The organism is Chryseobacterium sp. MFBS3-17 (genome assembly GCF_020687745.1).
In the GTDB taxonomy this organism is placed as follows: domain Bacteria; phylum Bacteroidota; class Bacteroidia; order Flavobacteriales; family Weeksellaceae; genus Marnyiella.
The window spans coordinates 45,546-62,465 of sequence record NZ_JAJEWK010000012.1; the positions used below are offsets into that span (position 1 = coordinate 45,546).

Sequence of the window (16,920 nt, forward strand, 5' to 3'; positions counted from 1 at the left end):
TCAGTTTGTTTGATTTTCGACTTGTTTTTTTTCCTTCAGTTGCTCTTCGTAATCGTACAGCACGTTGAACTCCTGGGTTTGTTCTATAGCGGTCATGATTTTATCCAGAATCTGCTGGGCATTTTCATTTTCATAATCAATTTCCAGAGGCTTTTTGAATTCCAGTGTAGGCTTTACACCGGTAACTTTAATGAGCAGCCCTTTTTTATCAAACGCACGGCGAAAGCCGTTTATTTTTATGGGAATAACTATAGGTTTCTGGTTTTTAACCACCTTGGCCGTACCCCGTCTTCCCTGTGCAAAGGCAGAGGTAGTTCCCTGAGGGAAGGTGATGACCCAGCCGTTATCCAGTGCTTTCATGATGTTGTCTACCTCTTTCAGATCCACATTCCGGTTCACATTTTTGCCTTCAGCACGCCAGGTTCTTTTTACGGTAATGGCTCCTGCCATTTTGAAAATTCTGGCCAGAACACCTTTGTTTACCGTTTCTTCTGCGGCCACGTAGTAAAAATCTACTTTGGGATTCAGCAGATAAACCGGATTCTTGATGGTGTTGTGAAAACCATTATTTACCGCACAAAACACATGGTACATGGCAGCTACATCTGCAAAATACGTCTGGTGATTGGATACAAAAAGCACATTGCTGTCCGGCAGATTTTCAAGATTTTCTGTACCGGTAATTTTCAGTTTGTTAAAACCGTTAAATCTTCTGTAGGAAATAAGACCCACCACAAAAATGACCAGTCTTTTGATGATATATAAATTGCCAAAGGCGTCAGTAAAAATACTTTTCTTCTTCATTTTTTCTGGTAAACATAATGTGCGAAATTACAACTTTTTCATCAATTTGCTGAACTCGCTCAGGATCATGGAAGTTGCTCCCCAGATCAGATAACCGTTAAAATCAATCACCGGTACTTCTGTTCCCTGTGAACTGGGCAATACCATCATCTGAGGCTGCTCCGTGAGGTTCAGAATAGAATTCAGCGGAAACTCTATGAGTTCTACAGCTTCTGATTCCTGCAGAAAAAACTGTGGGTTTCTTTTGGTATAAGATATAAAAGGCCGTACATAAAAATTGCTGGGCGGGATGTAGATGGGAGACATCTCGCGGATGATGCGGATGTAGGGTTCTTCTATTCCCAACTCTTCCGAAGTTTCGCGCTTTGCGGTATGTTCAAAATCCCGGTCGGTGGCTTCTTTTTTGCCGCCCGGCAGTGAAATCTGTCCGCTGTGGCGGTCCCGTTCGTTCTTGCTGCGTACAATGAGCGGAAAGTGCCACCCGTCTTCCTTCCGGTATAACACAATATTTACGGCAGCAAATTTGGGATTTTTTTGTAAAATTTCTTCATAGGTAAAAAGTTGACGATACGGCGGCGAATAAATGGCGTGGGCAAGCTCGCCCTCCAACTCCGAATCCTGTATTTTTTTTACTAAATCTCTTCCGAAAAATTCCATCTTACAAAGTTACTCATTACCCGCTGAATTCTGTTCTAAAGGAAAGTTAAATTCCTGTTTCTGCTTTAGAAATACAACCGGTTTTTTATTTTCCCGGCTTTTTGTTTTGGCTGAAGCGGTTGTTTAAAAAAAAATCTCCCGCACGGAACGCTCGGGAGATTTATTACACATATCTTGCCTTTTCTAATTAGAGTAACTCATCAGCTCTTCTTTGTTGGCATTTATAATTTTATATTCCAGATACTTAAAAGAATCTCTTGGAATTACCGTTACCCATTTTTTGTATTTCAGATACCATTTCATCTGGATGCTCATTAAACCTTTGGTTAAATAGGCTTCTACAAACGGGTGCACGTGCAGAAAGATTTTTCCCTTTTCTTTTTGAATGATATTCCGGATTACCTCTTCCATGCGTTCTACAACTACGATGGGAGCTAGGATTTCGCCGGTGGCATTAGGGTTTTCTTCCTTGGTTTCTATCTGTTTTTCGGGTCTGTTTCGCTGTCTTGTGATTTGAATGAGCCCGAATTTACTCGGTGGTAAAATTTTATGTCTGGCTTTGTCACGGCTCATCTCACTGCGGAAATGATCGTACAATTCTTTTCGGTGTTCTGCATTCACCATGTCTATAAAGTCTACAACAATGATTCCGCCCATATCGCGCAGTCTCAGTTGTCTGGCAATCTCTGTGGCTGCCATTTTGTTCACGTTCAGTGCGTGTTCTTTGTTTCCGGCACCGCCGGAAGAGATATTGTTCCCGGAGTTCACATCAATCACGTGCAGGGCTTCGGTATGTTCAATTACCAGGTAAGCTCCTTTAGAACTCGGGATGTTCACATGTTTGCCAAAACTTTGTTTCATCTGTTTTTCTACGTTGTAATACTCCAGTAGTGGAGTAGGCTTGTCATAGTACTGAACGATGTTTTTGCGTTCGGGCGCAATGACTTCCAGGTACGCCTTCATGTCTTCTACCATTTGCTCGTCATCACAGATAATGGATACGAAATCTGAGTTGAAATTATCCCTCAGAATGGCAGATGCTTTGTCTTCTTCGCTCAGAATTTTTCCCGGAACTTTATTTTTCTGGATGTTCTTAAAAGTAGTTTCCCATTTCTGAACCAGCTGGTTCATATCGTTATGCAGTTCGGCTACTTTTTTGCCCTCTGCTACTGTCCTGATGATCACGCCAAAACCTTCCGGCTTTATACTTTCTATCAGGGTTCGTAAGCGTTCGCGCTCTTCTGCGCTCGCTATTTTTTTGGAAATGGAAACACTTTTATCAAACGGAATCAGCACCAGGAAACGCCCGGTGAGGGAAATCTGTGTGGATATCCGCGGGCCTTTGGTAGAAATAGGCTCCTTGGTGATCTGTAGAATCACACTGTCATCCTTGGACGTTACTTTGTCTATAACTCCGTGTTTGTTAATTTCCGGCTGAATGTCAAAGTTCTTCAGCGATGAGTTTTTTTGTTTCTTAGAAACAGTGTCTTTCAGGAACTTTTTATAAGTGAGGAACTGTGGCCCCAGATCCTGATAGTGCAGAAATGCGTCCTTTTCATACCCAATGTTTACAAATGCAGCATTGAGGTTAGGCGCCAGTTTTTTTACTTTACCGATAAACAGATCTCCTACAACGAAGGCACTGTCTCCCTCTTCCTTATGAAGCTCAAAGAGACGGCCGTCTTCCAGCAGGGCAATTTTGGTATCCCCGCCTTCCTGTGATATAATCAGTTCTTTTTTCATTTTAAAATTTCAGTGTTCTCTTCTAAATAATTTTTTGGTTTTAGTTGATTGTTTTCATACTGATTATCAGTTGGTTTACATTCTCTTTTTGGCTAAAAACAAAAATATAGCTGGTGATCGTTTTTAAAACAAAAACACCAACTATATTGTATATTATTTAAAAAAAAACGAAGAGATTAAGATTTCTTCTTCTTATGTCTGTTTGCTCTCCTTCTTTTCTTTCTTTTGTGCGTAGACACCTTGTGTCTTTTTCTTTTCTTTCCGCTTGGCATTTTTAATTAATTTTTAAATATTATTACTCGTTAATTATTCTCTACAGCTACTTTAGCTTTTACCTTTTCTGTGAATGTTTTGGAAGGCTTGAAAGCCGGGATATTGTGTGCCGGGATTTCAATTGCAGTGTTTTTGGAAATGTTTCTACCAGTCTTTGCGGCTCTGGTTTTGATGATGAAAGAGCCAAATCCTCTCAAATAAACATTATCGCCTTTGTACATTGCACTTCTGATTTCATGCATAAAAGCTTCCACAACTTTCTGAGTTTCACCCTTCTCGGTTCCCAATTTACTGGAAATGGTATTGACCAATTCTGCCTTTGTCATTTTCTTTTTTTTCTTTTAATTTTGGTGTGCAAATATAAAACTTATTTTTGAAAACTTACAAACAAAACCCTGATTTTCTTTACCTTGGTGGCAAACTGCTCGCCTGGTATGAAATCAATGGCAGGGATCTTCCCTTTAGAAAAACCCGGAATCCATACTTCATCTGGATCTGTGAAATTATTTTTCAGCAAACCAGAATCTCACAGGGTCTGGATCATTATCACCGTTTCGTGCAGCGCTTTCCGGATGTGAAATCTCTGGCAGAGTCCGATCAGGACGAGGTTTTGCTCTACTGGAAAGGACTGGGATATTACTCCCGGGCCATTAACCTGCACAAAGCAGCCCGGCAGATTGTGGATGAATTTAATGGTGTTTTCCCAAAGGATCATCGGGATATCCTGAAACTGAAAGGTGTGGGAAAGTACACCGCTGCAGCAGTGGTCAGTATTTGCTATGGTGAAAAAATTCCGGCAGTAGACGGTAATTTCTACCGGGTACTCTCGCGGGTTTTTGCCGATGATTTTGATACCGCTTCGCCAAAAGCGTTCTCTTATTTCTCTGAACTGGCACTCCGCATGATGCCGGATGAGAACCCGGGAAGTTTTAATGAAGCGGTCATGGATCTGGGTTCGGAAGTCTGCAAGCCACGGAATCCCGAATGTGGTATTTGTCCGCTTCAGCAGGATTGCCTGGCGTTTGCGCTGGGAAAAACTGCTGATTTTCCTGTGAAATCAAGAAAAGTGAAGGTTTCTGCACTGGAACTGAACTATTATTTCGTCCATCATCAGAAAGAATTCCTCATCCGCCGCCGCGGCGATGATTTTATCTGGAAAAACCTCTATGACTTTCCCGATGCTGTGCCGCCGGAATGGCTGCACGCAGATACCCCCGTGATCACTATAAAACATAAACTGACTCATAGAAATCTGACCATATACATCCATGATATTGAACTGGATGATGTTATTGATTTTCAGAATTTTGCAACTATTGAGGGATTCAGTACTGCAACACTGGAATCTTCTCACAGGAAATCATTCCCCAAACCGTTGGAGAACTATTTACAACAGGTTTTTATATGAGCGAATCTCCTGACCGGAATCTGAAATCAAATTCGTATTTTTGCCCAATGTTTAAAAAACTCATTTTCATTTTCTTAAGCACAATCCTGCTTTCCTGTGGTCAGGACACTGTGCCGAAACCTGCCGGTGAACTGCGTCTGGAATATCCCGCACCGAATTATGTGCAGTTTGACGGGCCTTGTCCTTTTACCTTTGAATATTCTGACTTTTCCGTGATTACGGATGCGGAAAAGAAACCGTGCTGGTACTACATCAACTATCCGGAAATGAAAGGGAAGGTGTTTTTTACGTACTATCCGGTGAATAATGATTTTAAAGAACATGTAAAGGAGTCAGAAAAAATGGTGTATGAACATACCATACGGGCCAGTTCCATAGATACCAAGTTTTTTGAATATCCCGAGCGCCGCGTGTACGGTAATTTTTATGAACTGAAAGGGCAGAGCGCAGCCAATCTTCAGTTCTTCATCACAGACAGTACCCGCCATTTTGTAACCGGGTACCTGTACTTCAACAGCAGACCGAAACCGGATTCCCTGGGACCGGCCGTAGATTATGTAAAAAAAGATTTAATGCACCTTATAGATACTTTCGAGTGGAAATAAAGGCCGGCATGAATCCCATTAACCAATAAAAAATTCAGAAATAAATGAAACTATTAGTTGTAGGAAGTGTAGCGTTTGACGCCATAGAAACCCCTTTTGGAAAAACCGATAAAATTCTGGGCGGGGCGGCAACATACATCAGTTTGGCAGCTTCTTTAATGAATGTGAAATCAGGAATCGTATCCATAGTAGGAGGCGATTTTCCGCAGGAATATTTTGATTTGCTGACCTCCAGAAATGTGAATCTGGACGGCGTGGAAATTGTGAAAGAAGGAAAGACATTCTTCTGGAGCGGTAAATATCATAATGACCTGAACTCCCGCGATACGCTGGTTACCGAAGTGAATGTGCTGGAGCAGTTTAATCCCGTAATCCCAGAATCCATGCAGGACGCAGAAGTTTTGCTGCTGGGAAATCTTCATCCGGGTGTGCAGCTTTCTGTGCTGGAAAATATGCCGCAGCGACCAAAACTGGTGATTCTGGATACCATGAATTTCTGGATGGACACCGCCATGGATGTACTGAAATTAACCATCGCAAAAACGGATGTGATTTCCATTAATGATGAGGAGGCCAGACAACTTTCCGGAGAGTATTCTCTGGTAAAAGCAGCAAAGAAAATCCATGAAATGGGACCGGAATACGTCATCATCAAAAAAGGGGAACACGGAGCACTGTTGTTTCATGACGGAAAGGTGTTTGCTATACCCGCTATGCCACTGGAGGAAGTTTTTGATCCTACCGGTGCCGGAGATACCTTTGCTGGTGGATTTGCCTCTTACCTGGCCAAAAAACAAAAATTTGACTTTGATACCATGAAATCTGCACTGATTGCCGGCTCTGCTCTGGCATCTTTTACCGTAGAAAAATTCGGGACAGAACGTCTGCAGGAGATTTCTGAAGCCGAACTGGCAGGCAGAATTCAGGAGTTCAAGGAACTGACTACTTTTGAAGTAGAGATCTGAGAAACCGCTCCCCGAAGCGTTAAAAATTAAGAAATTATTATAATAAAATATGAAGCGTAATCCGCGAAGAATTCTAAATTTGCAGATTGATTTAATAGATATGACACACAAATTGAAATTTTCCTTTCTGTTGGGCGTTTTCTTTACATTTTTTTCCGTGACTGCATTTGCACAACTGGAAAAAGGAAAACTGGTAGATGGAATTGCAGCAGTAATTGGGGATGAAATCATCCTGGAGTCAGATATTGCGGAGCAAATGAACTATGCCGCACAACAGGGACAAGGTCAGATGACCGATAAATGCCAGGTGATAGAGAGTATTCTGACCAATAAAATTATTGTGTACGAAGCCAAAAGAGATACCCTGATTGAAAACCGCTCGGCAGCCATCAAAGAAAATGCGCAACTGAAGTACAACCAGATTATGGCGCAGTTTCCGGATGAAAAAACCATGCTCGCCGCCTATAAATTCCGTACCGGTTTCGAAATGAGAAGTGCCATAGAAAAAATAGACAGTGACCAGTACTACGGACAGGCAAAATACATGAGCATCACAGATAAAGCGGATGTTACTCCAAATGAAGTGACCGATTTCTACAACATGTACCGTCTGGAACTGCCGGAGGTAAGAGATGAAGTAACCCTGGCACAGATCAGTATCCATCCGAAACTTACAGATGCCCATAAACAGGAAATCATAGACCGGCTGAAGAAAATAAAACAGGACATTCTGAACGGCGAAAGCTTTGACAGCCAGGCACGGATTTACTCTGAAGATCCGGGTTCTGCCGCTGCCGGAGGCCTCATTAAAAATATTTCCAAAGGCCAGATGGTGAAACCTTTTGAAGCTGCTGCACTGAACCTGCAGGAAGGTGAAATTTCCGATCCGGTAGAATCTGAATTCGGGTTCCACATTATTCAGTTGGAAAGAAAGGCCGGGAAAATATACGATGCACGCCATATACTCATTATGGCGACTCCTACTGCCGAGGAAATTGAAACGGCTCGCCGCGATCTGGATAAAATCCGAACCGATATTTCAAACGGTAAAATTACTTTTAAAGAAGCGGCTTATAAATACTCGGATGATAAAAGAACAAAATTCAATGCCGGTATCCTGACCGATAATGAAGGTTCTGATAAAATGGAAAAAATAAATCTGCCGCCTACACTGGGATATCAGATTATTGGCTTGAACAAAGGCGACATTACAGAGGTTTTCGAAGATGAATTGAACCGTAAAAAATCGGTAAGCATCGTAAAAGTAGAAGAGGTAATCCCTGCGCATCAGCTTACCATAGAAACCGACTACGACCGTATCAAGCAAATGGCTCTGAACAAAAAGCGTAACGAAATGGTAGAGAAATGGGTAAAACAAAGAATTCCAAATATCTTTTTATCCATAGACAACCGTTACTCAAACTGCCAGTTTGATCCGGATCTTCAAAAATCAGTTTTAAGTAAATAATTTATTCAGCCTCCGCATCCGGAGGCTTTTTTATACCCATAATCACTGCTGAATTCACTATTTTAGCAGAAAATTAGACTTGTATGGCTTCAAACAGAATTACGCAGTTGTTTCAGATAAAGTATCCTGTGATTCAGGGAGGAATGATTTGGCACTCCGGCTGGCGGCTGGCTTCAGCGGTGTCACGCTGTGGCGGGCTCGGGCTCATAGGCGCTGGCAGCATGTATCCGGATGTGCTGCGGGAAAATATTCAGAAATGTAAAGCGGCCACAGATCAGCCTTTTGGGGTTAATGTACCCATGCTGTATCCCAATCTGGAAGAAATCATCAACATCATCCTGGAGGAAGGGGTGAAAATCGTTTTTACCTCTGCCGGAAATCCTAAAACCTACACCGAAACTCTGCAGAAAGAAGGTTTGAAGGTGGGGCACGTGGTTTCCTCTACGAAATTTGCAATAAAATGCGAAGAGGCCGGCGTGGATGCTATTGTGGCTGAGGGTTTCGAAGCCGGAGGGCACAACGGACGGGACGAAACCACCACCATGGTGTTAATCCCCAATGTTAAAAAGCATATTTCCACCCCACTTATTGCCGCCGGTGGTATCGCACTGGGTTCGCAGATGAAAGCAGCCATGATTCTGGGTGCAGACGGCGTGCAGATCGGATCCCGGTTTGCGGCTACTTCAGAAGCGAGTTCCCATGCAGACTGGAAGCAAAAAATTACAACGCTGAGCGAGGGCGATACCCACCTTACCCTGAAAGAACTGGCACCCGTGAGAATGGTGAAGAATGAATTTTTCCATGAACTGGAAAAATTGTACGACAGCGGGCGGGATGCAGCAGCTCTGAAGGAAGTGTTGGGTCGGGCAAGAGCCAAGCGGGGCATGTTCGAAGGGGATCTGCAGCAGGGCGAACTGGAAATAGGGCAGGTGGCTGCACTCATAGATGAAGTGCTCCCGGTAGAGCAGGTGTTCCGCAACCTCCTGAAAGAATTTCATGAGGCAACTTACAGTGAGTTTTAGAATCAGCAGATCGAAATAAGATAAAGAATCCCGCAGCCATGGCTGCGGGATTTAATTCTAAATGTTTTGCAGGGTGTTCTTCAGTTCAGCCCAGCCACCACCGTTGTAACCGTTTTCAAGCCCCTGGCTCTGCAGGTATTCCAGTGCCTTGCCGCTTCTGTTGCCGCTTCGGCAGAAAAGAATGACCGGCTTATCGATGCTCAGGATTTCTTCCTGTCTTTCTTCCACTTCTCCCAGCGGTATATTGGCAGCACCTTCTATTTCGCCGTCCATCATCAGTTCCATAGGCTCGCGCACATCAATCAGTGCGTAGTGGCCGTCTTTCAGTATTTCTTCCAGAGTTTTCATTTTTTCTGAAGTTTGATTTTTGTTAATGAGACAAATTTATGAAATAATGTTAGTTTTGCAATCATATGTTGAAGTCACACGCAGAAAAGTACGCCGCACTCATCAAGACCAAAGCTCAGAAGTTTGGTTTTCAGAATTGTGGCATCTCCAGAGCAGGCTTTCTGGAAGAGGATGCGCAACCACTGGAAAACTGGCTGAAGAAGGACTATCACGGACAGATGAAGTACATGGAAGATTACTTTGACAAACGCCTGGATCCTGCATTGCTGGTGCCGGGTGCAAAATCGGTCATTTCCTTGTCTTATAATTATTTTCCGGAAGAGCAACTGAGTTTTGAGGAGGGTTTTAAAATATCAAAATACGCATACGGCAAGGACTATCATGAAATCATTAAAGAAATTCTGGTGGAGATGGTGGCAGAGCTGAAAGATGAAATCGGGGACTTTGATTGTAGGGTATTTACAGATTCTGCTCCCGTGCTGGAGCGGAGCTGGGGCCGTAAATCGGGCATTGGCTGGGTAGGCAAAAATGCCAATCTCATTACCAAACAAAATGGCTCTTTTTATTTTTTGGCAGAAATCATCTGCGATCTGGACTTGGCAGAAGACCAGCCGGTTACCGATCACTGCGGAACCTGCCGCGCGTGTATCGATGCTTGTCCCACAGATGCTATTGTAAATGAAAGACTGATTGATGGCAGCAAATGTATTTCCTACGCCACGATTGAGCTGAAGGATGAAATTCCGGACCATTTCCGCAACAAGATGGAAGACTGGATGTTCGGATGTGATATCTGCCAGGATGTATGTCCCTGGAATCGTTTTGCAAGTCCGCATCAGCAGGAAAAATTTCGCCCGGACTCAAGGCTGAAATCTTTTACCCGGAAAGACTGGCAGGAGTTGAGTCAGGAACTGTTCTCAGAAATATTCCGCAAATCTCCCGTAAAGCGGACCAAATTTGCCGGTCTGAAAAGGAATGTTGAATTTTTGTCAAAGTGATTTGGAAAGGAAGCTGCCTGGAGTTTCAGACAATGGGCACCGAAAGAAATCCGGTACTTTGCCATGATGAATTCCCGGTTTCAGAGAGGGTTGTTGTGGTGAGTCTTTTCGGCGGAAAAGGCTTATGGACAGAATGTGAATGGGTTACAAATAAAAAATGATTTTCAGAACAGAAAGCGTTCCATGAAAATCAATATCTTTTTTGGTTTCTTTTCGGGGCTACTTTTACCCGGAATTTGAATCTTTTCTGAGATTTGGATTTCTTTTGCATAAAATGTAATCTTTGTGCTAATAAATTTAGGAAAAAAAATCATACATTCAACTTTTTTGAAGTTAACTTTTTATTAAGTTTGCCGCATGATAAAATTTCTGATGCGTATTATAAAGGCTGTTGGTGTTTTGCTGGGGTTGGTAGTACTGTATGTGATATGCGGCCTTATGTTGCCGCTCATTCCGGTGCAAGCCGAAGAAACCAATGAACCTGCTGTGATAGAACTGTATATTCTGACCAATGGCGTTCATACGGATCTGGTGATGCCTGTGAAAAACGACATCATGGACTGGTCTGCCGAGGTTTCTTTTGATCATACGCTGTCCAAACGCACAGATTTCAATTACCTTGCAATAGGCTGGGGCGACAAAGGGTTCTATCTGGAAACGCCTACATGGGCAGAACTGCAACCGGGAACTGCATTGCGTGCAGCTTTCTGGATGAGCGAGTCTGCTTTGCACTGTACATTTTATGAAAAAATGACCGTGGGGGATGATTGCCGGAAAATCATGCTCACAGAAACACAGTACCGCAATCTCGTGGCTTTTATTAAAGATAAGTTTGACCGCGATGCAGCCGGGAAACCTGTTTTTATAGAAACAGAGGCCGTCTATGGTCGTAATGATGTGTTCTATGATGCCAAAGGCAGTTACAGCTTTCTCTATACCTGTAATACCTGGACCAATGACGGGTTAAAAGTTGCCGGACAGAAAGCGGCACTGTGGACTCCTACGGATTTCGGGATTTTCCGCCATTACAGATAGTCGGGCCAGGTGCGGGGAGAATTAGAAATGATTCAGCCGCAAATTCAGTTCCAGGTGATCCCTCACCACTACGGCACCACCCATTCTGCGGGGCGGTACAATGCCAAAATCACTGAAACGTACTGTCTGTAAACCGCTCAGCACCCCCTTGCTTTCGTGCAGGTTCAGAGTGTAGAAACGTTTTTTGTTCATGATTTTTACTTCCACGATGGCATCGTATGCGTTTCCGCTGGCTTTTGTGAATTTGATGAACCTGACGCTGAAATAAGGATGCTGGTCTGCCTTCAGAATCTTGCGAAAGTCATTGGTCATCATCCGGTTGTGGCAGTCGAAGTCGGTGACTTTCAGCTGGATCACGGGCAGCTGGGTTTCGGTTCGGAAGCTTCCGCCGGGTTTGCTGATTTGTGAATTGGTGCATTTAAATGAATTCACATTTGTTTTGCCTAATATTTCAACCATATTTTCCTGCGAAAACCCAAGGCTGAAGAGGACGAGGAACGGAAGAATTATTATTTTTTTCATAGCATAAAGATAAAGAAAGGGACTCAATACAGGTCCCTTTCCTCATGAAAAATTGAATTTAATAATTAGAAACCTATGGTTGCTTCAATCATTAAGCCTTTGAACTCGCCTCCCTGCAGTGCACTGGTTGCACCCCATACCGGGCTGTTGTTGTATTTTTGGTTCACATATTCAATCTTGGCCAGGATGTTTTTAGTCATATAGTATCCGCCACCAATATTGAAACGGTCAATTTTTCTTTCGTCTGCAGTTTCGTCATCTTTACCGCTGATGGTGTTGTAACGTCCGCCTACATAGAACTGCTCTTTTCCGCCGAATCTGTACAGTAACTCTGCTGCAAGCTGCGTATAGTTACCATCTGTGTCTCTCATGTTCATGCCGCTGGCTTTGTTACCGCTTACGTGCTCTATGGCTCCGAAGAATTCAAGTCCCTGGTATTTGACAAACGGGTTAATCTGAACCGCTTTCATTTTTTTGAAGCCTGGGTTGAATCTTCCGGTTGCATAATTGGAAGTTCCCATAGCATCGTTCTGAGTCAGCAGTACGTAGTAGTATCTGGATCCTGCTCTGTCTGAGTTGTACAGATAGCCACCGGTACTCAGTCCGTTAGTCTGAATGAAAGATCCTGTAAGACGTACTCTCAGATCAGGGTTCAGTTGCTTGTCCCAGCCCAGTTTGGCATACACAGACGGTGAGTTGTAGTTTTCTCCTTTTACGGCCGTCTGGTTCAGTTTACCGTTAGAGATACCCAGCATCCCGATGAATCCGTTATAGAATACATACGCTTCCCCAAATGCCTCTGTAGAGAAATTGTCCATGATGAAGTTTCCTACGAACGGGTTGTTGATGGCTTCTGCGTTATCGGTTCTTCTGAAGTGATAATCCCCGTAGTTAATCTCGTCCATACCCACTTTCACACGGGCGTGCTTCATGATGTCTGCGGCAAATCCGTCTTTAATGAAATCCAGATCATCAATCTGCAGGTAACCTCCTTTTACCCACGCTTCGTTATGGTGACGGGCAGACAGGTAGGTTCTTAAATGTAACTTTACACCTTTTGCCAGGTACGCATTTACATCCAGGTTGGCCGTAGGCAGGTTGAAGTCACTTCCCATTTTTATCAGCGTGTTGGGCGTAGTGGTTGCACCTACATTTCCCAGTGATGCTGCTTCGGTAGTGTGATCCAGAGACTGGAACTGCAGTGCGAAGTCACCTCCTACGGATACTTTTACACCGTCATACGCCGGCGATTCACCTTTCGGGTCTTCAAAGATATTACGCTGAGATTTTTCTGGCGCCAGGTAGTCGCGCATAGATGGGGTAGCGTCTTCCTGTGCCATAAGGGCACCTCCGGTAATAAGGAACGCTAAAACTGATGATTTTAAGATTGAAGTTTTCATTTTTCTATTTTTTTAATGTCTATATTAAGTTATTGTGCCACTACGTTTACCGTTACGGTAATTGCATCACCTGTTTTTACACCCATGAAGCCGGGTCTTTCCATACCGTAATCAGACAATTTCATTTTTTCTACTGCGGTAATGGTGTAAGCAGCTCCGCTTTTTACTACATTAACCGGAATGGAAACATTCTTGGTCACTCCTGCAATGGTCAGTCTGCCGGCCATATTCCCTTTTCCTATATTTACGGAAGTCGCTGTAAAACTGATGTTGGCGTTTTTGTCTGCCTTCAGGGTTGCATATGCTTTATTGTCCATTATTTTACCCTTTGTACTCTTCAGGTTTTTAGCAGGCATGGTGAATTTCACATTGTTAATGCTGTTGCCACTCACGGTTCCGCTGAAAGATCCTGAACTGGCATTCATGTTCCAGTCATGCATAGGAGAAGTGCCTTCTACGGTAACTTTTACTGTTTTGGCCGCAATGCTCTGCGCAGATGCTAAACCTCCAATTAATCCTAAAGCTACCAATGCGATTTTGAATGTTCTGAAATTTCTCATGATTTCTAATATTAAATTGTTATTATTTCGATTCATTTTTCTTATACAAATGTACATCCTTTTTTAAATATTTGTCAATAATTACAGTTGTTTAATATATGATATATATCAAACTATGTTAATTAATTATTAATTACATATTAATAAATAATTATTATTGAGTTTTTTTATATGAAATTCCATTCTGATATTTATTTCAGTAAATCACCATGGATATTATTGCATTAAATGGAAACATGACGGAAGTCATTATGATGAAAATCAGTACTCATTTTCCATTAATTTATTCCAAAATCGCTATATTATTTGGATGGATTCATATAGAATGGATAGTTTTTTTGAAATATCATAATTTCGGGGACTTAACATATTGGTATTAAATACAGTATTCTGATTCATATGTGCAGCATATGGTTTTGCTGAGTCGCGGCAGGACAGGAATGTTTACTTATTCCATTAAATACAACCGCCCCGAAAGCAAGCTTTTGGGACGGTTCATGATTTCAGGTCAGTGGTTTATTTACTCCATTCTTTGATGGAGTCTTCGTTCATCTTAATATAATCGGTATTGCCTGCCTTTTTTGCTGCTTCCAACGATTTCCTCGCCAGTGAGATGGCTTCTTTTTGGTGACCGGCTTTGGCGTAAATAAGGGCTTGCTGGCGGAGTTGCCAGAACTTGGGCTCTTTGATGTCCTTTATTCCCAAATCAATCCATTTCTTAGCCTGCTGAATGTCTTTGCCGGTAGTGAAATAATAATTGGCTGCAGCCATATAATCTTCCGGTTTCGGCTGGTTGCGCAGAGCTGCGTCTATGGATGCCTGCACTTTACGGTCAGTAGGTACCTTCATTTTTACTTCTGCATAAACATCGCTCCACAGAAAATTCAGCTTGGCCTCATCATTTTTAATCTCGTCTATGGAAATGGAAAACGATTCCACACTCATAGGCAATTGGTGGACTTTAGCTTTTGTTTTCATAACGACTTTCGCATCGTCCCACTTCTCGGGCAGACCCCAGTTTTCGTTGTCGCTGTAAAAAAAGATTTCCCAGTTGTTTGGACCTGGCTTGGTGTAGATGGCGTATTTTCCGGCCTTTACGGTTTGTCCGTCTATTACAATATCATCGCTGAACTGTATGGTTGAGTTTTTGTTGGCCCCGGTGCGCCACATTTCTCCGTACGGAATCAGCCCGCCGAAAATCTTCCGGCCGTTCACATTAGGCCGGCTGTATTCCAGGTCAAATTCGGTAAGTCCTACATTTACCTCATATTCGGCTGCCACGGAAGCCGCTGGAATTTTTACTTGTGCGTCGGCCCAGATGGTAACGGCCACTATGCTTAAAAGAGTCAGTAATTTTTTCATAAAGGGTTTATTTCAAACGTCTAAAATACAATTTTTCTTCGTGTGCGGAAACTCCAGGTGCCTGATTTTTATTTTTAGGAGTACACGTTTTGTACTTTATCCGGCGTTACTACCCGGCTGCCCGCTATTACTCCTCCAGCTTGTCCGCCGCCCGATTCCCTGGCACGCTGTGCGGGGTAGCCGCTCGCATCCGGACTATGCTCGCGTCCTGTAATTTTTCAGACGCAGAGCGTGTGCAGAAAAGCAGCCGGAGCAAGCAAGCTTCCCCCGGCCGCCAGGTTTGTAATTTCCCTGAACTGTTACGGAATGGTAAACTTATTATTTGCCTTGTTAAGTGATGCTTTCGCAGCACAGGCTTGTTGGTTCTTCGTAAGTCATTAGCGTCTTGTAAACCGGTACCATGCGCTACCATTTGTATGGCGTAAAGCCATTTGTGGAATGTGCTGAGACTTAGCTCCATGGATCCAGAACCACCTTCACGCAACCGCCTTCTTTTTTATCAAATATTTCATACGCCCTGCTCACCTCGGTCAGCGGCATCCGGTGGGTAATGACATCTTCCAGCGTTACCCGGCCTGCTTCCACATAACCCAGCAATTGATCAATAATGTTATGCACCGGCACCTGCCCGGCCCTGATCATCAGTCCTTTGTCAAATATCTGACCCAGCCTGAAATTATCATAGTGTACCGGGTACACCCCCCCAGAATACTGATCCGGCCGCCTCTGCGCGCAGCACTGAAACATGCATCCAGCACTTTGATGGAGCCTTTCTCAAAATTCACGGTGGCTTTTACACGGTCCATAAAATTACGGTCAGGCTCAAAGCCTACTGCATCAATGCATAAATCTGCACCGCGGCCATCTGTAAGTTCTCGGATGCGCTCTCCGGTTTCTGGAGCATCGGTCCAGAGAATGGTTTCACAGCCGGTTTGCTTTTTCACTTTATCCAGCCGGTATTGCAGGGTATCAATCACAATAATCTGGCCGGCATCATGCAATACAGCACTTTTGGCAGCCATGACACCTACAGGTCCGGCACCAAAAATGGCCACGGTTTCACCCGGTTTCAGTTGACCCCACATTACGCCTGTATAGCCGGTGGGGAAAATATCGGTGAGGAATAATACCTGCTCATCGGTCAGGGAATCCGGTACTTTTCGGGGTCCGTGTTGGGCATAGGGAACCCGCACATATTGTGCCTGTCCGCCATCGTAACCACCATACAAATCACTGTATCCGAAAAGTCCGCCCCCTTTCTCAGTAAGAATGCCCCCCTCGGGACCATACATTTTCGGATTGGAGTTTTCGCAGGCCACGGGCAGGTCGTGCTCGCAGAAATAACATCCGCCGCACGCTATAGGGAAGGGAACCACTACGCGGTCGCCTCTCTTCAAATGGTGAACATCCGGACCTGTTTCTTCTACGATACCCATGAATTCGTGGCCCATTACTATGGGACGTGCCTGGGGTACACCGCCGGAATACATAAAAATTTGGTTGAAAAAAAAGAGCAAAAATGTACTAAAAAACGATTCAGGTAAATCTTGTTAGATATGTTTGAAATGTTGTAAAAGGAAAGAAGCAGGAGTGAAAAACCAAAAAAAGCAACCATGGCGGTTGCTTTTGTACCCAGAGCCGGGATCGAACCGGCACTCCAAAGGAACTGGTGTTTGAGACCAGCGCGTCTACCAATTCCGCCATCTGGGCTTAAATTGGTGTGCAAATATAATATAAAAATTAAATCCGG

At 43.5% G+C, this 16,920-nt stretch carries 18 protein-coding genes and 1 tRNA gene; 7 read left to right on the forward strand and 12 right to left on the reverse strand.

Translation table 11 applies throughout. The features are described 5' to 3' along the window. The 4 genes from LKO26_RS10550 to LKO26_RS10565 form a co-directional block, all read right to left on the reverse strand. On the reverse strand, positions 1 to 804 hold the full coding sequence (locus LKO26_RS10550; protein WP_227587828.1) for a lysophospholipid acyltransferase family protein: 804 nt from the start codon (positions 802 to 804) through the stop codon (positions 1 to 3). A gap of 27 nt (positions 805 to 831) precedes the next feature. Then, a complete protein-coding gene (locus tag LKO26_RS10555; RefSeq protein ID WP_227587829.1) occupies positions 832 to 1,461 on the reverse strand; it encodes an NUDIX hydrolase in 630 nt (209 codons plus the stop codon). Positions 1,462 to 1,644: 183 nt separating this feature from the next. Continuing rightward, positions 1,645 to 3,204 carry a ribonuclease E/G gene (locus LKO26_RS10560; RefSeq protein ID WP_227587830.1) on the reverse strand — a complete coding sequence of 520 codons (1,560 nt, stop codon included), beginning with the start codon at positions 3,202 to 3,204 and terminating at the stop codon, positions 1,645 to 1,647. 302 nt (positions 3,205 to 3,506) lie between these two features. Further along, entirely contained in the window at positions 3,507 to 3,803 is a 297-nt protein-coding gene (locus tag LKO26_RS10565; RefSeq protein ID WP_227587831.1) for an HU family DNA-binding protein, read from the reverse strand. A 47-nt stretch (positions 3,804 to 3,850) separates the two neighbouring features. Here LKO26_RS10565 and mutY point away from each other — a divergent pair, with 47 nt between their 5' ends. From mutY to LKO26_RS10590, 5 genes are all read left to right on the forward strand, one after another. After that, on the forward strand, positions 3,851 to 4,885 hold the full coding sequence (gene mutY, locus LKO26_RS10570; protein ID WP_227587832.1) for an A/G-specific adenine glycosylase: 1,035 nt from the start codon (positions 3,851 to 3,853) through the stop codon (positions 4,883 to 4,885). A 47-nt stretch (positions 4,886 to 4,932) separates the two neighbouring features. After that, the gene (gldD, locus tag LKO26_RS10575) at positions 4,933 to 5,490 is read left to right on the forward strand and encodes a gliding motility lipoprotein GldD (protein ID WP_227588201.1); all 558 of its coding nucleotides are present in this window, start codon (positions 4,933 to 4,935) and stop codon (positions 5,488 to 5,490) included. A 44-nt stretch (positions 5,491 to 5,534) separates the two neighbouring features. Then, complete coding sequence (locus LKO26_RS10580) at positions 5,535 to 6,455, forward strand: PfkB family carbohydrate kinase (protein ID WP_227587833.1); 921 nt, start codon at positions 5,535 to 5,537, stop codon at positions 6,453 to 6,455. Between the two features lie 100 nt (positions 6,456 to 6,555). Then, the gene (locus LKO26_RS10585) at positions 6,556 to 7,923 is read left to right on the forward strand and encodes a peptidylprolyl isomerase (protein WP_227587834.1); all 1,368 of its coding nucleotides are present in this window, start codon (positions 6,556 to 6,558) and stop codon (positions 7,921 to 7,923) included. Between the two features lie 83 nt (positions 7,924 to 8,006). Further along, positions 8,007 to 8,945 (forward strand): NAD(P)H-dependent flavin oxidoreductase, encoded by a 939-nt coding sequence (locus tag LKO26_RS10590; RefSeq protein WP_227587835.1) that lies wholly within the window; start codon positions 8,007 to 8,009, stop codon positions 8,943 to 8,945. A gap of 57 nt (positions 8,946 to 9,002) precedes the next feature. Here LKO26_RS10590 and LKO26_RS10595 read toward each other — a convergent pair whose 3' ends face one another. After that, positions 9,003 to 9,293 carry a rhodanese-like domain-containing protein gene (locus LKO26_RS10595; RefSeq protein ID WP_227587836.1) on the reverse strand — a complete coding sequence of 97 codons (291 nt, stop codon included), beginning with the start codon at positions 9,291 to 9,293 and terminating at the stop codon, positions 9,003 to 9,005. Positions 9,294 to 9,358: 65 nt separating this feature from the next. Here LKO26_RS10595 and queG point away from each other — a divergent pair, with 65 nt between their 5' ends. Together queG and LKO26_RS10605 are read left to right on the forward strand one after the other, a co-directional pair. Beyond that, positions 9,359 to 10,291: a tRNA epoxyqueuosine(34) reductase QueG gene (queG, locus tag LKO26_RS10600; RefSeq protein WP_227587837.1), complete on the forward strand. Its 933-nt coding sequence runs from the start codon at positions 9,359 to 9,361 to the stop codon at positions 10,289 to 10,291. Positions 10,292 to 10,648: 357 nt separating this feature from the next. Then, positions 10,649 to 11,326 (forward strand): TIGR02117 family protein, encoded by a 678-nt coding sequence (locus tag LKO26_RS10605; protein WP_227587838.1) that lies wholly within the window; start codon positions 10,649 to 10,651, stop codon positions 11,324 to 11,326. 21 nt (positions 11,327 to 11,347) lie between these two features. Here the strand turns inward: LKO26_RS10605 and LKO26_RS10610 are convergent, their stop codons facing one another. The 7 genes from LKO26_RS10610 to LKO26_RS10640 form a co-directional block, all read right to left on the reverse strand. Further along, positions 11,348 to 11,848, reverse strand: coding sequence for a hypothetical protein (locus tag LKO26_RS10610; RefSeq protein ID WP_227587839.1), 501 nt, complete (start codon positions 11,846 to 11,848; stop codon positions 11,348 to 11,350). A 65-nt stretch (positions 11,849 to 11,913) separates the two neighbouring features. Continuing rightward, a complete protein-coding gene (locus tag LKO26_RS10615; RefSeq protein WP_227587840.1) occupies positions 11,914 to 13,248 on the reverse strand; it encodes a hypothetical protein in 1,335 nt (444 codons plus the stop codon). Positions 13,249 to 13,277: 29 nt separating this feature from the next. After that, the gene (locus tag LKO26_RS10620; protein WP_227587841.1) at positions 13,278 to 13,808 is read right to left on the reverse strand and encodes a YceI family protein; all 531 of its coding nucleotides are present in this window, start codon (positions 13,806 to 13,808) and stop codon (positions 13,278 to 13,280) included. A 516-nt stretch (positions 13,809 to 14,324) separates the two neighbouring features. Then, positions 14,325 to 15,170, reverse strand: a complete 846-nt coding sequence (locus LKO26_RS10625; RefSeq protein WP_227587842.1) for a DUF2911 domain-containing protein — start codon at positions 15,168 to 15,170, stop codon at positions 14,325 to 14,327. A 450-nt stretch (positions 15,171 to 15,620) separates the two neighbouring features. Next, complete coding sequence (locus LKO26_RS10630; protein ID WP_227587843.1) at positions 15,621 to 15,812, reverse strand: hypothetical protein; 192 nt, start codon at positions 15,810 to 15,812, stop codon at positions 15,621 to 15,623. After that, positions 15,812 to 16,660, reverse strand: a complete 849-nt coding sequence (locus LKO26_RS10635) for an alcohol dehydrogenase catalytic domain-containing protein (protein ID WP_227587844.1) — start codon at positions 16,658 to 16,660, stop codon at positions 15,812 to 15,814. Before LKO26_RS10635 ends, LKO26_RS10630 begins: the two co-directional genes overlap by 1 nt. 139 nt (positions 16,661 to 16,799) lie before the next feature. After that, positions 16,800 to 16,880: transfer RNA gene (locus LKO26_RS10640), tRNA-Leu, on the reverse strand. Between the last annotated feature and the right edge of the window lie 40 nt (positions 16,881 to 16,920).

Bases quoted from the DNA above. Each gene is read 5' to 3' on its own strand.
- LKO26_RS10550 (WP_227587828.1), bottom strand. From the start codon at position 804: ATGAAGAAGAAAAGTATTTTTACTGACGCCTTTGGCAATTTATATATC.
- LKO26_RS10555 (WP_227587829.1), bottom strand. From the start codon at position 1,461: ATGGAATTTTTCGGAAGAGATTTAGTAAAAAAAATACAGGATTCGGAG.
- LKO26_RS10560 (WP_227587830.1), bottom strand. From the start codon at position 3,204: ATGAAAAAAGAACTGATTATATCACAGGAAGGCGGGGATACCAAAATT.
- LKO26_RS10565 (WP_227587831.1), bottom strand. From the start codon at position 3,803: ATGACAAAGGCAGAATTGGTCAATACCATTTCCAGTAAATTGGGAACC.
- gldD (WP_227588201.1), top strand. From the start codon at position 4,933: ATGTTTAAAAAACTCATTTTCATTTTCTTAAGCACAATCCTGCTTTCC.
- LKO26_RS10580 (WP_227587833.1), top strand. From the start codon at position 5,535: ATGAAACTATTAGTTGTAGGAAGTGTAGCGTTTGACGCCATAGAAACC.
- LKO26_RS10585 (WP_227587834.1), top strand. From the start codon at position 6,556: ATGACACACAAATTGAAATTTTCCTTTCTGTTGGGCGTTTTCTTTACA.
- LKO26_RS10590 (WP_227587835.1), top strand. From the start codon at position 8,007: ATGGCTTCAAACAGAATTACGCAGTTGTTTCAGATAAAGTATCCTGTG.
- LKO26_RS10595 (WP_227587836.1), bottom strand. From the start codon at position 9,293: ATGAAAACTCTGGAAGAAATACTGAAAGACGGCCACTACGCACTGATT.
- queG (WP_227587837.1), top strand. From the start codon at position 9,359: ATGTTGAAGTCACACGCAGAAAAGTACGCCGCACTCATCAAGACCAAA.
- LKO26_RS10605 (WP_227587838.1), top strand. From the start codon at position 10,649: ATGATAAAATTTCTGATGCGTATTATAAAGGCTGTTGGTGTTTTGCTG.
- LKO26_RS10610 (WP_227587839.1), bottom strand. From the start codon at position 11,848: ATGAAAAAAATAATAATTCTTCCGTTCCTCGTCCTCTTCAGCCTTGGG.
- LKO26_RS10615 (WP_227587840.1), bottom strand. From the start codon at position 13,248: ATGAAAACTTCAATCTTAAAATCATCAGTTTTAGCGTTCCTTATTACC.
- LKO26_RS10620 (WP_227587841.1), bottom strand. From the start codon at position 13,808: ATGAGAAATTTCAGAACATTCAAAATCGCATTGGTAGCTTTAGGATTA.
- LKO26_RS10625 (WP_227587842.1), bottom strand. From the start codon at position 15,170: ATGAAAAAATTACTGACTCTTTTAAGCATAGTGGCCGTTACCATCTGG.
- LKO26_RS10630 (WP_227587843.1), bottom strand. From the start codon at position 15,812: ATGATCAGGGCCGGGCAGGTGCCGGTGCATAACATTATTGATCAATTG.
- LKO26_RS10635 (WP_227587844.1), bottom strand. From the start codon at position 16,660: ATGTATTCCGGCGGTGTACCCCAGGCACGTCCCATAGTAATGGGCCAC.